Origin of the sequence: Glycocaulis albus, from assembly GCF_014639075.1 — a bacterium.
Classification (GTDB): Bacteria; Pseudomonadota; Alphaproteobacteria; order Caulobacterales; family Maricaulaceae; genus Glycocaulis; species Glycocaulis albus.
In genome coordinates this window covers 16414-31510 of sequence record NZ_BMFS01000017.1, presented here as the reverse complement: position 1 = coordinate 31510, position 15097 = coordinate 16414, and the positions used below count along the sequence as shown (strand labels likewise).

At 64.1% G+C, this 15097-nt stretch carries 17 protein-coding genes; 14 read left to right on the top strand and 3 right to left on the bottom strand.

The genetic code is table 11. The annotated features are described in order from the left end of the window. From IEV75_RS13550 to astB, 6 genes are all read left to right on the top strand, one after another. Window positions 1–398, top strand: a 398-nt coding sequence (locus IEV75_RS13550; RefSeq protein WP_188453104.1) for an OmpA family protein, incomplete at its 5' end; no start/stop codon positions are given. Window positions 399–650: 252 nt separating this feature from the next. Continuing rightward, entirely contained in the window at window positions 651–1943 is a 1293-nt protein-coding gene (locus IEV75_RS13545; RefSeq protein WP_188453103.1) for a cystathionine gamma-synthase family protein, read from the top strand. A 31-nt stretch (window positions 1944–1974) separates the two neighbouring features. After that, the gene (locus tag IEV75_RS13540) at window positions 1975–3234 is read left to right on the top strand and encodes a hydrolase (protein WP_188453102.1); all 1260 of its coding nucleotides are present in this window, start codon (window positions 1975–1977) and stop codon (window positions 3232–3234) included. 18 nt (window positions 3235–3252) lie between these two features. Next, the gene (gene astA / locus IEV75_RS13535) at window positions 3253–4263 is read left to right on the top strand and encodes an arginine N-succinyltransferase (protein ID WP_188453101.1); all 1011 of its coding nucleotides are present in this window, start codon (window positions 3253–3255) and stop codon (window positions 4261–4263) included. Next, window positions 4260–5714, top strand: coding sequence for a succinylglutamate-semialdehyde dehydrogenase (gene astD, locus IEV75_RS13530; protein ID WP_188453100.1), 1455 nt, complete (start codon window positions 4260–4262; stop codon window positions 5712–5714). Before astA ends, astD begins: the two co-directional genes overlap by 4 nt. Continuing rightward, window positions 5711–7054, top strand: a complete 1344-nt coding sequence (gene astB / locus IEV75_RS13525) for an N-succinylarginine dihydrolase (RefSeq protein WP_373290538.1) — start codon at window positions 5711–5713, stop codon at window positions 7052–7054. Before astD ends, astB begins: the two co-directional genes overlap by 4 nt. 92 nt (window positions 7055–7146) lie before the next feature. On the opposite strand, the gene IEV75_RS13520 is transcribed toward astB, so the two are convergent. After that, window positions 7147–7941, bottom strand: coding sequence for an exodeoxyribonuclease III (locus tag IEV75_RS13520; protein ID WP_188453098.1), 795 nt, complete (start codon window positions 7939–7941; stop codon window positions 7147–7149). A 53-nt stretch (window positions 7942–7994) separates the two neighbouring features. On the opposite strand from IEV75_RS13520, the gene IEV75_RS13515 reads away from it, so the two are divergent. Further along, window positions 7995–8378: a hypothetical protein gene (locus IEV75_RS13515; RefSeq protein ID WP_188453097.1), complete on the top strand. Its 384-nt coding sequence runs from the start codon at window positions 7995–7997 to the stop codon at window positions 8376–8378. 132 nt (window positions 8379–8510) lie between these two features. Here IEV75_RS13515 and IEV75_RS13510 read toward each other — a convergent pair whose 3' ends face one another. Further along, a complete protein-coding gene (locus tag IEV75_RS13510; RefSeq protein WP_188453096.1) occupies window positions 8511–9182 on the bottom strand; it encodes a nitroreductase in 672 nt (223 codons plus the stop codon). A 29-nt stretch (window positions 9183–9211) separates the two neighbouring features. Then, window positions 9212–9541, bottom strand: coding sequence for an iron-sulfur cluster insertion protein ErpA (gene erpA / locus IEV75_RS13505; RefSeq protein ID WP_188453095.1), 330 nt, complete (start codon window positions 9539–9541; stop codon window positions 9212–9214). Between the two features lie 92 nt (window positions 9542–9633). On the opposite strand from erpA, the gene IEV75_RS13500 reads away from it, so the two are divergent. The 7 genes from IEV75_RS13500 to tatB all read left to right on the top strand — a co-directional run bounded on the left by IEV75_RS13500 (window position 9634) and on the right by tatB (window position 15095). Beyond that, window positions 9634–10809, top strand: a complete 1176-nt coding sequence (locus IEV75_RS13500; protein WP_188453094.1) for a deoxyguanosinetriphosphate triphosphohydrolase — start codon at window positions 9634–9636, stop codon at window positions 10807–10809. Window positions 10810–10919: 110 nt separating this feature from the next. Then, window positions 10920–11756, top strand: a complete 837-nt coding sequence (locus IEV75_RS13495) for an SPOR domain-containing protein (RefSeq protein WP_188453093.1) — start codon at window positions 10920–10922, stop codon at window positions 11754–11756. Continuing rightward, window positions 11753–12787 (top strand): beta-N-acetylhexosaminidase, encoded by a 1035-nt coding sequence (nagZ, locus tag IEV75_RS13490; protein ID WP_188453092.1) that lies wholly within the window; start codon window positions 11753–11755, stop codon window positions 12785–12787. The genes IEV75_RS13495 and nagZ overlap by 4 nt, the downstream gene beginning before the upstream one ends. Continuing rightward, complete coding sequence (locus tag IEV75_RS13485) at window positions 12784–13590, top strand: segregation and condensation protein A (protein ID WP_188453091.1); 807 nt, start codon at window positions 12784–12786, stop codon at window positions 13588–13590. The genes nagZ and IEV75_RS13485 overlap by 4 nt, the downstream gene beginning before the upstream one ends. Next, window positions 13587–14333 carry an SMC-Scp complex subunit ScpB gene (gene scpB / locus IEV75_RS13480; RefSeq protein ID WP_188453090.1) on the top strand — a complete coding sequence of 249 codons (747 nt, stop codon included), beginning with the start codon at window positions 13587–13589 and terminating at the stop codon, window positions 14331–14333. The genes IEV75_RS13485 and scpB overlap by 4 nt, the downstream gene beginning before the upstream one ends. Before the next feature lie 95 nt (window positions 14334–14428). Continuing rightward, window positions 14429–14650 (top strand): twin-arginine translocase TatA/TatE family subunit, encoded by a 222-nt coding sequence (locus tag IEV75_RS13475; protein ID WP_188453089.1) that lies wholly within the window; start codon window positions 14429–14431, stop codon window positions 14648–14650. A gap of 22 nt (window positions 14651–14672) precedes the next feature. After that, entirely contained in the window at window positions 14673–15095 is a 423-nt protein-coding gene (tatB, locus tag IEV75_RS13470) for a Sec-independent protein translocase protein TatB (protein ID WP_188453088.1), read from the top strand. Window positions 15096–15097: the final 2 nt, after the last annotated feature.

Genomic DNA, 15097 nt, shown 5'->3' with positions numbered 1-15097 from the left:
CGCCTCCGCCCCCGCCGCCCCCGCCGCCTCCGCCTCCGCCGCCGCCTCCGCCGGCGTGTGAAGATGCGCAGTTCGTGGTGTACTTCGAGTGGGATCGCGCAAACCTGACCGACCAGGCTCGCCAGGTGGTCAACAACGCCGTCAACAACGCCCGTAACTGCGGTGTTGCCAGCGTCCAGATCGATGGTCACACCGATACGTCTGGTTCGGCCACGTACAACCAGGGCCTCTCCGAGCGCCGCGCCCGCGCGGTCCGTGACGAGATGGTTCGTCTGGGCGTCCCGACGGGTTCGATCTCTCTGAACGCGTTCGGTCAGACCCAACTGGCTGTTCAAACCCGTGATGGTGTGCGCGAGCCGCTCAACCGTCGTGCGGAAGTGACGATGGACCTGCGCTAGTCGCAAGTTCCAGACTCTGACTGCCTGATGGACGGCCCGGTGCTCCTGCACCGGGCCGTTCTTCTTTGTGCCGGACCTGGCTGAAAAGGCTTGCTGCGCTGGCGCAACCTTCGTGCCGCGGGTTGACCCGCCTGCCGCCACAGCGCAAGACAGGGCCATGACGTCATGGCCGGTCAATCTTAAGATTGCGGCGCCCTTTGCGCCGCTTTACCGCCGCATGACACCCACCCGATTTGAAAACAAGGCGTCCAGATGAGCAAACCTGAAACCCCTTATCGCAAGCGTGCGCTCGGAAACCGGCCGCTGCGCCCGGAAACCCTGATGATGAGCTACGGCTTTGATGCCAAGCTGTCCGAGGGTGCGATCAAGCCACCGATCTTTCAGACATCGACGTTCGTGTTTTCCAGCGCCGAAGAAGGTGCGGCCTTCTTCCGTGTAATGGGCGGGCGCGCGGTTGATGGCGACCCTGCTGCCCCGGGCCTGATGTACTCGCGCTTCAACAACCCCAATGTGGAAGTGCTCGAGGACCGGCTGACCCTCTTTGACGGGGCGGAGGAGGCGTGTGTGTTCTCCTCCGGCATGGGCGCCATCTCGACGGTCCTGCTGGCGTTTGCCAAATCCGGTGATGTGGTCCTGCAGTCGACGCCGCTCTATGGCGGCACAGAGACGTTGATCCGCAACATCATGCCCAATTACGGCATCGGCATGGAGGATTTCGTGGCCGGTGCCCCGGAGGATGAAATCCGTGCCAGCGTCGAGGCTGCCATGAAACGCGGCCGTATCGCCATGATCTATACCGAGACGCCGACCAACCCGACCAACGAGATTGTGGATCTGGCGCTGATGAAGACGCTGGCCGACGAGATCGGCAAGCGTCAGGGCCACCGTCCCGTCATTGTCGTCGACAACACGGTGCTTGGCCCGATTGGCCAGTCACCACTGGCCCATGGCGCGGACCTGGTTGTCTATTCGCTGACCAAATATATTGGCGGGCACTCCGATCTCATCGGCGGCGCGGCGATGGGTTCGGGCGAGGTGATGGCGCCGGTGCGCAAGCTGCGCTCGGCGATCGGTACCAATCTGGATCCGAATACGTGCTGGATGCTCGCCCGGTCACTGGAAACGGTCAGCCTGCGCATGCAGGCGGCCTTTGACGGCGCGGCCAAGGTGGCCGCTTTCCTCAAAGATCACCCAAAGGTGGAGAAGGTGCGCTATCTCGGCTTTCTGGAGCCGGGATCGCGCGATCACACCGTGCATCACCGCCAGTCGGGCGAGCATTACGGCTCCACCTTCGCCTTCGACGTGACCGATGGGCAGGAAGGCGCCTTCCGCATGCTCAACGCGCTGAAAGTGGTCAAGCTCGCGGTCAGCCTCGGCGGCACCGAGACGCTGATCTGCCATCCCGGTTCCACCACCCATTCCGGTGTGGATCCGGCTCTGCGCGAGCGGCTGAAATTTGGTCCCGGCATGGTGCGCGTATCCATCGGCATTGAGCACCCCGATGACCTGATCGCCGATTTCGAGCAGGCGCTTTCGCACGTCTGATACCGGCAAACAGCATTGCAGGCGGTGTTTTATGAGCGCGATTACCTTGTCATCAGAAGAAAAGTCCGTTCTCGACTGGGTGGACGGTGAAGGCGATTCCATGATCGCCGCCGTCCGCCGCTGGTCCGGGATCAATTCGGGCAGCCGCAATACGGACGGGCTGAAAGCCATGCAGGCCGAGCTGAAGGACGCGTTCTCGCGCCTGGACGCACGGGTCGAGACCGTCGAACTCGCGCCGTCAGAGACCGTGACGCCTGACGGCGAGATCAAGCCGGTGGAGTATACCCCTGCCTTGAAGGTGTCAGCCCGCCCGGACGCATCGGTGCGCATCGTGCTTACGGGCCATTCCGACACCGTTTTCGCCGTTGATCACCCCTTCCAGACCTGCCGGGATCTGGACAGTGATACGCTGAATGGCCCCGGCGTGGCGGACATGAAGGGCGGGCTTCTGGTGATGCTGCACGGCCTTCTGGCGCTCGAACGCAGCCCGTGGGGCAAGCAGCTTGGATATGATGTTCTCATCAGCCCGGATGAGGAAATAGGCTCGCTCGGCTCCGGTCCCGTTCTGGCGCAGCTGGGTGCCAGAGCGGATGTCGGCATGACCTATGAACCGGCGCTGGCCGATGGTTCGCTGGCCGGCGCACGCAAAGGGTCCGGCAACTTTTCCTTGCGGGTGAAGGGGCGTGCCGCCCATGCCGGCCGCGAACATCATCTGGGCCGCAATGCGATTGTAGCGGGCGCGGCGTTTGCCAAGGCCATTGATGCACTCAACGGCCAGCGCGAGGCGGTGACCATCAATGTCTCGCGCATTGATGGCGGCGGCGCTCCCAATGTCGTGCCGGACGTCGCTGTGGTGCGCTTCAACGTCCGCGTCGGCGATGAGGAGGATGCGCAATGGGCCCGTCAGGGGATTGAGCGCGCGGTGGCCGACATAAACACACGCGACGGCATCATAGCTGATCTGCATGGCGGCTTTACCCGTCCGCCCAAGCCGATGACACCGGCCAACCTGCGCATGTTCGAATGGACACGCGAGGCCGGCCGCACGATTGGGCTTGATCTGAAATGGAACCCGACAGGCGGGGTGTGCGAGGGTAATAATCTGTGGGCTTCCGGCTGCCCGAATGTGGATACGCTGGGCGTACGCGGTGCCGATATCCATTCGGACCGCGAGATTGCGAAAATCTCCAGCTTCACGGAGAAAGCGAAGCTGTCTGCTGTCATGCTGATGAAGTTTGCCAGAGGCGAGTTCGATGCCCGCGAGGCGCGCACCCTTGCCCGCGCTCTATAGGAACAGGAAGTCACCGCCATGCTGATGGTGCGTTCGGCGCGTAGCGCGGATCATTCATCTTTCACAGCCCTTGCCGCGTCGGCGGGCACAGGCTTTACCAGCCTGGCTGTCAGCGCCGATGCGCTGGCTGAAAAGCTCAACCGGTCCGAACAGGCCTTCGCCGGGCAGATTGCCGACCGCTCTGACGCGGCCTACCAGCTTATGCTGGAGGATACCGAAACCGGAAAGGTTCTCGGCACGGCGGCCGTGAAGGCTGCCGTCGGGATCAAGAAGCCGTATTTCGACTTCAAGATCATGACCTTCGCGCAAGCGTCCAAGGAGGCGAACCGCCGCTTCGACATGGAAGCGATGATGCTGGTGAATGATTTTGCGGGTTGCACGGAAGTCGGCTCGCTCTTCGTCTCGGACGCGGCGCGCGGACGGGGCGCAGGACGGCTGATGGCGCAATCGCGCTACATGCTGATCGGCGCTGACCGCTCACGCTTTGGCGCGCGCGTCGTGGCGGAGCTGCGCGGCGTGGTCGATGAGTCCGGCGAGTCTGTCTTCTACAATCATGTCACGCGCCCCTTCTTCCGCATGACCTTTGATGAGGCGGACAGGATGAGCGCCTCGACCGACAACCAGTTCATCCTGGACCTGATGCCGACCCACCCGATCTATCTCGATCATCTGCCACCCGGCGTGCGGGAGGTGATGGGCAAGACTCATCCTCACGGCGTTAATGCAAAGAGGCTCCTGGAGTGGGAGGGGTTCGAGTATCACCGCTATGTCGACATTTTCGATGGTGGGCCGTTGGTCGACTGTCCGGTTGACCGGATCCGTACAGTCCGTGAAAGCCGGGTGCTGACAGTGGGCGCAGCCGGCGGAGATCCGGTCGAGGCGATGGTGTCCACCGACCGCCTGGACGATTTCCGGCTGGTGCGCTGCGAGGTTCGCCTTGGCGAGGACACGGTCGCGCTGGACGAGGGTGCCCGCCGGGTGCTCGATCTCGTTGATGGCAACACAGCAAGAGTATGGGTGAATATATGAGCGGTAACAGCCTCTACATCGACGGGCGCTGGCAGGGCGGTCAGGGCGATGCCTTTGCCTCGCTGGATCCGGCGAGCGGCGATACGGTCTGGCACGGTAAGGCTGCCAGCGCGGCTGATGTGCGCGCGGCCTTTGCTGCGGCCCGCACGGCCTTCCCTCAGTGGGCGTTGACAGATTTCGAGACCCGCCGCGCCATTGTGGAGCGCTTCGGCGCGATCCTGGTCGAACGCAAGGATCAGTTCGCCGAGCTGATCTCGCGCGAGACCGGCAAGCCTTTGTGGGAAGCGCAAGGCGAGGCGGGAGCAATGGCCGGCAAGATTGCCATTTCCATCAAGGCACGCGAGGAGCGGGCAGGGCGGCGCGTGGAAAGCTCGGACTTTGGCGAGACCGTGCTGGACCACAAACCGCTCGGCGTCTTGTTCGTGCTCGGCCCCTACAACTTCCCCGGCCATCTGCCCAATGGCCATATCGTGCCTGCCCTGCTGGCGGGCAATACGCTGGTCTTCAAACCCTCCGAGCTGACGCCGGCCACGGCTGCGCTGATGGTGGAATGCTGGGAAGAGGCAGGCCTGCCAAAAGGCGTGCTGAACCTCGTTCAGGGCGCGCGCGAGACGGGCGCTGCGGCGCTGGACGATGGCGATCTCGACGGCGTCCTGTTTACCGGCTCGTGGAGCACGGGTTCGTTCATCCACAAGAAGTTTGCAGGCCGTACCGGCATCCAGCTCGCGCTGGAAATGGGGGGAAATAACCCGCTTGTTGTGTGGGATGCGACGGACGCCGGCGCCGCTGCCCGCATCGCCATCCTGTCGGCCTATATCAGCGCCGGACAGCGTTGCTCGTGTGCGCGGCGCCTGATTGTGCCGGAAGGCGCGGCAGGCGATGCGGTGGTCAGGGCGGTCGCGGATATGGCTGCGCGCCTGCCTATCGCGGCGTGGAATGCCAGCCCGGAGCCCTTTATGGGACCGTTGGTGACGCCGCACGCCGCAGACGCGGTGATCAAGGCGCAAGGCGAGCTGACCGCGCTGGGTGGAAAGGTGCTGCTGGAGGCAAAGCGCCTCGAAGCCGGCCCGGCTTTTGTCAGCCCGGCCCTCATCGATGTGACCGGCCTCGAAACGCCGGACCACGAAGTGTTCGGCCCGCTCTTGCAGGTGCGCCGTGCGGCGAGCTTTGAGGATGCGCTCAAGGAAGCCAACAACACCGCCTATGGCCTCGCCGCCGGGCTGGTCAGCGACGACGCGGGCTTATGGAAGCGCTTCTGGGCCGGATCGCGCGCAGGCATAGTCAACTGGAACCGGCCCACTACTGGCGCGGCCTCTTCCATGCCATTTGGCGGGCCGGGACAGTCCGGCAATCTGCGCCCCAGCGCGTATTATGCGGCCGATTACTGCGCGTATCCGGTCGCGACGCAGGCCGCGTCTGAACTTGCGTCCCTGCCGGTGAAAGGCATCTGATGAGCGCGATCGAAGCCAATTTCGACGGGCTCGTTGGCCCGACACACAATTATGCCGGCCTCGCAGAGGGTAATCTCGCTAGCGCGAAGAATGCCGGCAACACGGCCGCTCCGCGCGCCGGTGTGCTGGAAGGACTCGCCAAGGCGAAGCGCCTCGCTGATGCCGGGCTGGTGCAGGGCTTCCTCCCGCCGCATGAGCGCCCCTTCATCCCGGGCCTGCGCGCGCTGGGCTTTACTGGCACGGACCGCCAGGTCTGGGAGAGCGCCTTTCGCCGCGCGCCGGTGCTGGCACGTAACATGGCCTCGGCCAGTCCGATGTGGGCGGCCAATGCGGCCATGGTCTCCCCCAGCCCCGACACGGCAGACGGCCGCGTGCATATGAGCGCGGCAAACTTGCTCTCCACGCTCCATCGCTCCATCGAGGGGCCGCAGACCGCGCGGGCCTTGCGCGCCATCTTTGCCGATGAGAGCCATTTCGCGGTGCATGACCCGCTGCCGATGCAGCCAGCCTTCGGTGACGAGGGCGCGGCTAATCATGTGCGCCTGTGCGCCGAACACGGCGCGCCGGGCGTGGAAATCCTGGTCTATGGCCGTGATGCATTCGAGAGCTGGCAGGCGCGCTTTCCCGCCCGCCAGACAAAACAGGCCTGCGAGGCGATAGCCCGCCGCCACGGGCTCGATCCTGAGCGCACCGTCATCGTGCGCCAGTCGCGTGCCGCCATCGAGGCGGGTGCCTTCCACAATGATGTGGTGTGCGTCGGCAATGGGCCGGTCCTGTTCTTCCACGAGCTGGCGTTCGAGGACACCGAAGCGGCGCTGGACGCCATCCGCGCAGCGGCCAAGGGCCTGTTTGACCCGGTCTTTGTCGAAGTGCCCGAGGCTGACGTGCCCATCGGGGATGCCATCACCAGCTATATCTTCAACTCCCAGCTCTTGAGCTGGCCGGGCGAGGACCGCATGGTTTTGCTGGCTCCCAGCGAGACCGAAGAGACCGCCTCAACGCGCGCCCATTGCGAGCGAATGGTGGCCGGCAATGGCCCGATAGGACGCGTGGACTTCGCCGATGTGCGCCAGTCGATGAGGAATGGCGGCGGACCTGCCTGTTTGCGCCTGCGCGTGGTGTTGACCCCGGCGGAGCTCAAGGCTGTCAATCCGGGCGCGATGCTCGATGACCGGCTGTTTGCGGCGCTGACCGATTGGGCCAAGACCCATTACCGCGAGGCGCTGAGCCCCGCTGACCTGGCAGACCCCGCCCTGATTGACGAAAGCCGCGCTGCGCTGGATGCGCTGACGCGCATCATGGGACTGGGCGGCGATTTCTACGATTTTCAGCGGGTCTGAGCGCAATCCGAAAAGTGGGAACCGGTTTTCGGAAAAATTGCACGTTAAAATAAAAGCTTAAAGCATCTATCTGATGCAGTCGGACCGACGCTTTAGAGATCAAAAGTCCCGACCACGGGCACGTGGTCGGAGGCTTTTTCCTTGCCCCGCACATCCTTGTGAATCTCGATGGATTTCAGGCGGTCTGCCGCCTGCGGCGAACACAATAAATGGTCGATACGGATGCCGTTATTCTTTTGCCAGGCACCGGCCTGATAGTCCCAGAACGTGTACTGGTGCGCGCGGCCGTCCAGATGCTGGAAGGCTTCGGTAAAGCCCAGCCATTGCAGGGCGAAGAAGGCGTCACGGCTGGCCGGCAGGGTCAGGGCATCGCCCTCCCACGCGGCCGGATCATGCACGTCGGCATCGCGCGGAATGACATTGTAATCACCTGCCAGAACCAGCGGTTCTTCATAGGACAATAGCTTCGCTGCGTGCGCGTGCAGGCGCGCCATCCATTCCAGCTTGTAATCGTATTTAGGCCCCGGCGCCGGGTTGCCATTGGGCAGATAGATGCTCGCCACGCGCACCGGACCATTCGGCGCGCTGATCACCGCCTCGATATAGCGGGCCTGTTCTTCTTCGCCATTGCCGCCGGGCAGGGCGCGCTCGGCCACCTCCTCGACAGGAAAGCGCGAGAGCAGGGCGACGCCGTTATAGCTCTTCTGGCCCACCGTCTCGATATTATAGCCCAGCCGCTCGATCTCCTCGCGCGGGAAGCCCTCGTCCTGGCATTTGATCTCCTGCAGGCAGGCGATATCGGGTTTTGCATCACCCAGCCATTCCAGCACGTTCGGCAGGCGCGCCTTGATGGAGTTCACATTCCATGTGGCGATGGTGAGAGTCATGCTAGAATGCTTTCAGCGAGGGTTGGGTATTCGAAGGCTGAACGAGGCCGGATATGAACGCAGACCCGCTTGCCAGCGCGCCTGACCGGCGCATCACCTTTCTAGCAGTTCTTGCCCTCCTCCTGGCAAGTCTGGCTGCACTGCTGACCGGACTGTTCGGCGCGGCGACCTGGGGCGCGTCGATGATGGCCTATTCCGGTGCGGTGGAAACCGGTGCGAACCGCGATCTCATGCGCGTGGTGCTCTATTTCCTGCTGGCCGGGCCGTTTGTCGCCGGGGCGGGGCTTCTTATCGGCTGGATCGTGTTCTGGATGCGCCGTCCCGGTGCGGGCGTGATGTGGGTATTCCTGCCGCCGCTTCTCTGGGCCGGGCTGCTGCTCGGCTATATGTGGGCGATTTCCGCCTTCTGCGGGGGCGAGTTTACCTGCGGGGTGTAGGGGTGCCGCCACCTCGCGTTTCACCGGCGAAAGCCGGTGCCCAGCCCTCTTCTTGTCCAGTAGCGCATCCACATTATCCAGAAACTGTATCCCGACTTTCGCCGGGAAAACGCGAATGAGGGAGCTGGAACCCTAAAACCCCTCGAAGCTCGCAAACTCGTCCACCTCTGCGCGGCGGGACCGCAGCTGGTTCACCTTCGCGCTTTTGTCGGCATGGCCCAGCGCCAGCCCGCAATAGACGATCTGCGGCTTCTCGATGCCCAGCGCCTTCGCCACGGTGCCGCAATGCACGGTCCACGCCTCCTGCATGCAGGTGGCAAGGCCACGGCTTTCAGCGGCGAGGCAGAAGCTCATCATGAACATGCCAAGGTGCGCCCACTGATTGGGGTTCATCCGCTCATCGATCGAGAAGAACACACCCACCGGCGCGCCGAAGAATTCGTAATTGGCCATCAGATGCGCGAGGCGCGCGCCCTTGTCCTCGCGCGGCACGCCGAGCAGCTCATACATGTCCTCGCCGACCTGAAAACGGCGCGAGCGATACGGCTCCCACAGGCTTTCCGGGTAGACCGGGAAGGCAGCCTCATTGGTGAAGGGATCGGTGGAGAGCTTTTTCTGCACCGCGTCGATCACGCGCTGGCGCGCCTCACCGGCCACCACATGCACCTGCCAGGGCTGCAGATTGCCGCCCGATGCCGACCAGCGCGCGGCATCCAGCAGCTCGCGCACTTGCTCCTCGCTAACCGGCGTGTCGAGAAAGGCGCGCGTGGAGATGCGGCGCTTGAGAGCGTCGATGACGTCCATGGTTCAGCCCCCGGAAAATTATGGAGAAATCAGATCGAAAAGCTCGTCCCGCACCCGCAGGCGGCCGTCGCGTTGGGATTATGGATGCGGAAGGACGCCCCGATCAGCTCGTCGACATAGTCGATTTCCGATCCTTTGAGGAAATCCACGCTCATCTCGTCGATCAGCACGGTCGCGCCATCGCGTTCGATGGCGAGATCATCCTCGGCGCGCTCGGCCTCCAGATCGAACTGATAGGAGAAGCCGGAGCATCCGCCGCCGACGACCGACACGCGCAGGTACGGCTTGTCCTGCCCCTTCACGATTTCGCGGATCTGGCGCGCGGCTGTCTCTGACAAGCTGATCTGGGCTTCGCTCATGGCGTTCAACGGTTCCCGACTGGCAATACACCCGATATATGGACGTAGTGGGCCGCCGATGGAAGGGCTGGCCCCGTGAAGGAGTGATGTTGATGGTATTTACCCGTGCGCCCTATGCCTGCGATCCGGCGAAAACGCGCGGGCGCCTGCACCCGCAGGCTGAAAGCGCGACACGCTCCGCCTTCCAGCGCGACCGGGACCGTATCATCCACTCGACCGCCTTTCGCCGCCTGAAGGAAAAGACGCAAGTCTTCGTCGCCCATGAGGGCGATCATTTCCGCACGCGCCTCACCCATTCACTGGAGGTTGCCCAGATTGCCCGCACGCTGGCGCGCGCGCTTCAGGTCGATGAAGACCTGGCTGAAGCGGCCGCGCTCGCCCATGATCTGGGCCATCCGCCCTTTGGCCATTCGGGCGAGGACGGGCTTGCCGAGGCGATGAAGGGCTTTGGCGGGTTTGACCACAATGCCCAGACGCTGCGCGTCATCACTCTGCTGGAGCGGCGCTATCCCGAATTTGACGGGCTGAACCTCGCCTGGGAGACGCTGGAAGGCGTTGTCAAGCATAACGGCCCGCTGATGAAGAAGGGCGATGATCCGGCAAAGCTGCCCTGGGGCTTTACCGCCTATGAGGACTGGCGCGCGCTGGAGCTGCACACCCATTCCTCGGTGGAAGCGCAGATAGCGGCCCTGTCTGACGATATCGCCTACAATAATCACGATATCGATGATGGCCTGCGCGCAGGGATATTGAAGCTGGACGAGGTGATGGAATTGCCGCTGGTGGGCGATGTGTTTCGGGCCGTGCGCCAGCAATATCCCGATATCGGCACCAGCCTGACCATTCACGAGGCGATACGGCGCCTCATTGGCCTGATGGTCAATGATGTGCTGGAGGAAACCCGCGCGCGGCTTGCGGCATCGGGCGTGGACAGTCCCGAAGCGGTGCGTGCGCTGGACCATCCGGTGGTCAGCTTCTCGGAAAGCATGCTGGTGCAGCTCTCTGCCGTGCGCCGCTTCCTCTATGCGAACATGTATTTGCAATACAAGGTCAAGCGCGCCAAGGAGAAGGGCAAGCGTATCGTGGGCGAGCTGTTCGGGGCATTCCTTGACGATCCCGCCCTTTTGCCGACCGAATTTCACCGTCAGGCTGACACGCCCGGCAGTCCGGAAACCGCGCGCGTGGTGTGCGACTACATTGCCGGGATGACAGACCGCTATGCCATTGACCAACATCGCCAGCTCTTCCATGTGGAAGCCTGGCGCTGAAACCTGTGGAAGCTGCGCGTGAGACCCGCGCGGTCAAAGCTGCTTCTTGATACTCTGTTAACCAGCGGCGCGTGCTCTGATTCGCGTCCATCGCCGTCAACGGGAAAACCATGCCCTCTCGGGACCGAAACTCGACCGATTACGATCCGGACGCCTACGACACGTTCGACGCCCGCGATGACGGGCAGGGGCGGCGCGGGCCAATCCTGCTGCTGGCCGCCGCCATCGTGCTGGTGCTGTTCCTGGGCGTCGTCTGGAGCGCGTACAATCTGGGTGTGCGCGAGCGCAATACCGCGCCCATCCTTACCGCTGACAGCCAGCCCTGGCGCACCGCGCCGGAGGATCCGGGCGGGTTTGAAACACCGGGGCAGGACATCGAGGCCTATGCCCTGCGCGAGCGTGATTCCAGCGGCGTTGATACGGTGGAGATCGACCCGGCGGTGAGGCCCGGGCCGGAAGAACCGGCCGCCAGCGAGCCACAGCGCCCGGCCCTGACGGTCGAGACCGAAGATTCCGACCGGCTGAGCCAGCCGCGTGAGGAAGCGCCGCGCGAGGAAGCTCCTGCGCAGAGTGAGCCCCTTGCCGGGGACACACCGCCGCCCGCGCCGGAGACGCGCCAGCCCGAAGAGCGTCCGGCCGAAGAACGCCAGCCCGCGCGCGAACAAACGCGCCCGGCCCTGCCGGCAGCCAGTGCCAGCGGAAATTTCGTGGTGCAGATCGCCGCCTTCCGCACGATCGAGGAGGCCGAAGAGGCCTGGATTGCCTTCGTGACCCGCTTTCCCGATCTCGCCTCGGGGCGCAGCCCGTCCATCGTGGAGGCCAATCTGGGCGCGCGCGGCATCTATCACCGCCTGCGCATTGCCGCGTTTGAAACGCGCGATGACGCCTCGCGCTACTGCCAGACGCTCTCGTCGCGCGGGCAGGACTGTCTGGTGGCGGCGCGATGAGCGTGACGGCTGCGATTTACGGCCTGTCGGGCGAAGCACTGACACCGGAGGAAAAAGCCTTCTTCCGCGATGCCGGCCCGTGGGGCTTCATCCTTTTTGCCCGTAACATAGACCGGCCAAAGCAGATCGCCCGCCTCACCGGCGAGTTGCGTGACTGTGTCGGCCGGGATGCGCCGATCTTCATCGACCAGGAGGGCGGACGCGTACAGCGCCTCAAGGCCCCGCTATGGCGGGCCGCTCCGCCAGCGGCGCGGTTTGGCGAGCTATGGGACCGTGAACCGGAACTGGCGCTGGAGGCCATCCGCCAGAACCATCGCCTGCTGGCGCAGGAGCTGCGTGATCTGGGCATTGATTGTGACTGTGCACCCGTGGTGGATCTGGTCATTCCCGGCGCCGACGCGGTGATTGGCGACCGTGCCTTCCACGCCGAGCCGGGCCCGGTGGCCGAAATGGCCCGCGCGGCGCTGGCAGGCCTGAAGGATCAGGGCGTGGCCGGTGTCATCAAGCACATACCCGGCCATGGCCGCGCCGATGCCGACAGCCATTTTGCGTTACCGGTCGTGCGTGAGGATCATGAGACCCTGCACGAGACCGACTTTGCAGCGTTCAAAGGCGTTGCTGAAGCCGCAGCTATGGCGATGACGGCCCATGTGGTGTTCGAGGCAATAGACCCGGAGAACTGCGCCACCCTCTCAAAGGATGTGATCGCGCAAATCATCCGCCGCGAGATGGGCTTTGACGGCCTGTTGATGAGCGATGACCTCTCCATGAAGGCGCTGTCGGGTACGCTGCGCCAGCGCGGCGAACGGGCGCTGTCTGCGGGCTGCGACATGCTGCTGCACTGCAATGGCGAGCGCGCGGAAATGGTCGAGGTGGCCCATGCCGCCATCCGCCTTGACGGCAAGGCGCTGGAGCGGGCAAGGGCCGCGGAAGAGGCGCGGGGCACCGCCCAGGGGCTGGATGTGGCCGCGACCAACGACGCCATGGCGCGGTGCTTTGCAGAGGCCGGGCTGGAGGCACCGGCACCGTGAGTGATCTCTTCGAGGAAGATGTCCGCTTCGAGGCCGTCCGCGATGCGGACGAGGCCGGTAGCGCGCTGATCCTCGATATCGAGGGCTGGGAAGGCCCTTTGCACCTGCTCTTGCACCTGGCGCGCAAGAACAAGGTGGATCTGGCGAAAATCTCCATTCTGGCGCTGGCCGAGCAGTATCTGATCTTCATCGAGGAAGCGCGCGAGAAGCGGCTGGACATCGCGGCTGAATATCTCGTCATGGCGGCGTGGCTCGCCTATCTGAAATCCCGTATGCTATTGCCCAAACCGCGCCCGGAAACCGATGAGCCGGAGCCGGAAATGATGGCGGCGGCGCTCGCCTTCCGTCTGATGCGCCTTGATGCGATGCGCGCAGGGGGAGAAGCGCTTTACGACCGGCATCTGCTTAAACGCGACGTGTTCGAGCGCGGCGCGCCCGAGGGCGTGCGATCCATCCGCGCGCCGCAATATGAGGCGAGCCTGTTTGACCTCTTGAAAGCCTATGCCGGTACGCGCGAGAAGTTTGCCTTCTCCACCTATGAACCTGAAAAGCCGAAGGTTTACAGCCTGGAGGCCGCTCGCGCCCGCCTGAGCCTGCTGTCCAAACGCCTGACGGGCTGGGAACGGCTGGACAGCCTTCTGCCCGGCGAGGACGAGCTGGGGCCGGATGCGCCGCCCCCGCAATCGCTGATGGCGTCCTCGCTGCTGGCGGCGCTGGAAATCACCAAGGATGGCGAGGCGGCGCTGCGTCAGGAAGTGGTCTATGGACCGATCTGGATGCGCGGGCAGGAGGGACGCCGATGAGCGATCCGATAGCCGAAGCGATCGCCCGCCTGCGCGCGCGGCAGGGCCCGCAGGGCGGGGACGGGCAAGCCGGTCCGCATACGCGCGCCGAGCCCTCGCAGCAGGCCCTGCGCATGGCCGAGGCCTTGCTCTTTGCCGCTGCCGAGCCGCTGGACGCCGAAACCCTGGCCGCGCGCCTGCCGGCGGGCACAGACATCCCCGCCACCATTGCGCGTCTGCAGGAAAAATACGCCGATGCGGGTGTGCGGGTGACAGAGGTGGGCGGGCGCTGGCGGTTCGAGACCGCGCCGGACCTGGCGCATCTGCTGGCGGAAATCCGCGAGGAGCCGAAAAAGCTCTCGCAAGCCGCGCTGGAGACACTCTCCATCATCGCCTATCACCAGCCGGTGACGCGCGCCGAGATCGAGGAGATACGCGGCGTCGCCGTCTCCAAGGGCACGATCGACCTTCTGTTCGAGCTGAAATGGATACGCCTGCGCGGGCGGCGGCGCAGTCCCGGCCGGCCTGTCACGTTCGGCACCACCGATACATTCCTGGAATATTTCGGCCTGGCCGCGATCACTGATCTGCCGGGGCTGGGTGATCTGAAAGCTGCAGGCCTTTTGTCATCGCGCCTGCCGGCCAATTTCGACATTCCCGATCCTGCCCGCCTTGCCGACAATGAAGATCCGCTGGATGACGAGGACGCTGCGCACTTCCATCTCGACTTCCTGGAAGGCGCGGAGGATGAGCGCGAGGAGTAGGTGGCGCACCTGAATGCGTTATTGGACCCTTGCGCCATAATCCTCTACGGATATAGGCCAGTTGCCGTAACGGCATTCCCGCACGGAGAGCATATATGGGACCGCATTGGAGCATTTTTGTCATCGTTGGCATTCTGGTGCTCGTCCTGTTCGGCGGGCGCGGGCGCATTTCCGCGATGATGGGCGATTTCGCCAAGGGCATCACGGCCTTCCGCAAGGGGCTCAAAGATGACAGCAAGGATGAGGACGCCAAGGATGAGCGCCCCTCCGCCAGCATCTCTGCCGAGACGCGCGAAGACGAGCGGACAGGCTCTTAAGCCCGTCAGGAGCTAGAGTTCCATGAATCCCGGCTTTGGCGCTGCCGAGCTTATCATCATCGTGATCCTCGCCCTCGTGGTGGTGGGGCCGAAGGACCTGCCGCTGATGATGCGCAAGGCCGGGCGCTTTATCGGCCAGATGCGGGCCATGGCGCGCGATTTCCAGAACAGCTTTGACGAGCTGGGCCGCGAGGCGGAGCTGTCCGAGCTGAAAAAGGAAGTCGAGGCTTTGAAGAAAGCCAATCCGGTTTCCGAAGTCACCGACGAATTGCGCGCGGCCGAGGCCGATCTGAAACGTTCTGCCCTCGACAAGGCGCATCCGCGTGCCGCGAAACCGACAAAGCCTGCGCTGGGCGATGAGGCCATGCTGCCACTGAACCCGGAGGCGGAGCCTGTGCCGGACGCATCGTCCGAGGCCCCGCCCGCCCAGAGCAGGCAGGACTAGAC

What these genes read in the sequence shown, in the direction of transcription:
- IEV75_RS13545 (WP_188453103.1), top strand. Translation starts at nt 651, where the DNA reads ATGAGCAAACCTGAAACCCCTTATCGCAAGCGTGCGCTCGGAAACCGG.
- IEV75_RS13540 (WP_188453102.1), top strand. Translation starts at nt 1,975, where the DNA reads ATGAGCGCGATTACCTTGTCATCAGAAGAAAAGTCCGTTCTCGACTGG.
- astA (WP_188453101.1), top strand. Translation starts at nt 3,253, where the DNA reads ATGCTGATGGTGCGTTCGGCGCGTAGCGCGGATCATTCATCTTTCACA.
- astD (WP_188453100.1), top strand. Translation starts at nt 4,260, where the DNA reads ATGAGCGGTAACAGCCTCTACATCGACGGGCGCTGGCAGGGCGGTCAG.
- IEV75_RS13520 (WP_188453098.1), bottom strand. Translation starts at nt 7,941, where the DNA reads ATGACTCTCACCATCGCCACATGGAATGTGAACTCCATCAAGGCGCGC.
- IEV75_RS13515 (WP_188453097.1), top strand. Translation starts at nt 7,995, where the DNA reads ATGAACGCAGACCCGCTTGCCAGCGCGCCTGACCGGCGCATCACCTTT.
- IEV75_RS13510 (WP_188453096.1), bottom strand. Translation starts at nt 9,182, where the DNA reads ATGGACGTCATCGACGCTCTCAAGCGCCGCATCTCCACGCGCGCCTTT.
- erpA (WP_188453095.1), bottom strand. Translation starts at nt 9,541, where the DNA reads ATGAGCGAAGCCCAGATCAGCTTGTCAGAGACAGCCGCGCGCCAGATC.
- IEV75_RS13500 (WP_188453094.1), top strand. Translation starts at nt 9,634, where the DNA reads ATGGTATTTACCCGTGCGCCCTATGCCTGCGATCCGGCGAAAACGCGC.
- IEV75_RS13495 (WP_188453093.1), top strand. Translation starts at nt 10,920, where the DNA reads ATGCCCTCTCGGGACCGAAACTCGACCGATTACGATCCGGACGCCTAC.
- nagZ (WP_188453092.1), top strand. Translation starts at nt 11,753, where the DNA reads ATGAGCGTGACGGCTGCGATTTACGGCCTGTCGGGCGAAGCACTGACA.
- scpB (WP_188453090.1), top strand. Translation starts at nt 13,587, where the DNA reads ATGAGCGATCCGATAGCCGAAGCGATCGCCCGCCTGCGCGCGCGGCAG.
- IEV75_RS13475 (WP_188453089.1), top strand. Translation starts at nt 14,429, where the DNA reads ATGGGACCGCATTGGAGCATTTTTGTCATCGTTGGCATTCTGGTGCTC.
- tatB (WP_188453088.1), top strand. Translation starts at nt 14,673, where the DNA reads ATGAATCCCGGCTTTGGCGCTGCCGAGCTTATCATCATCGTGATCCTC.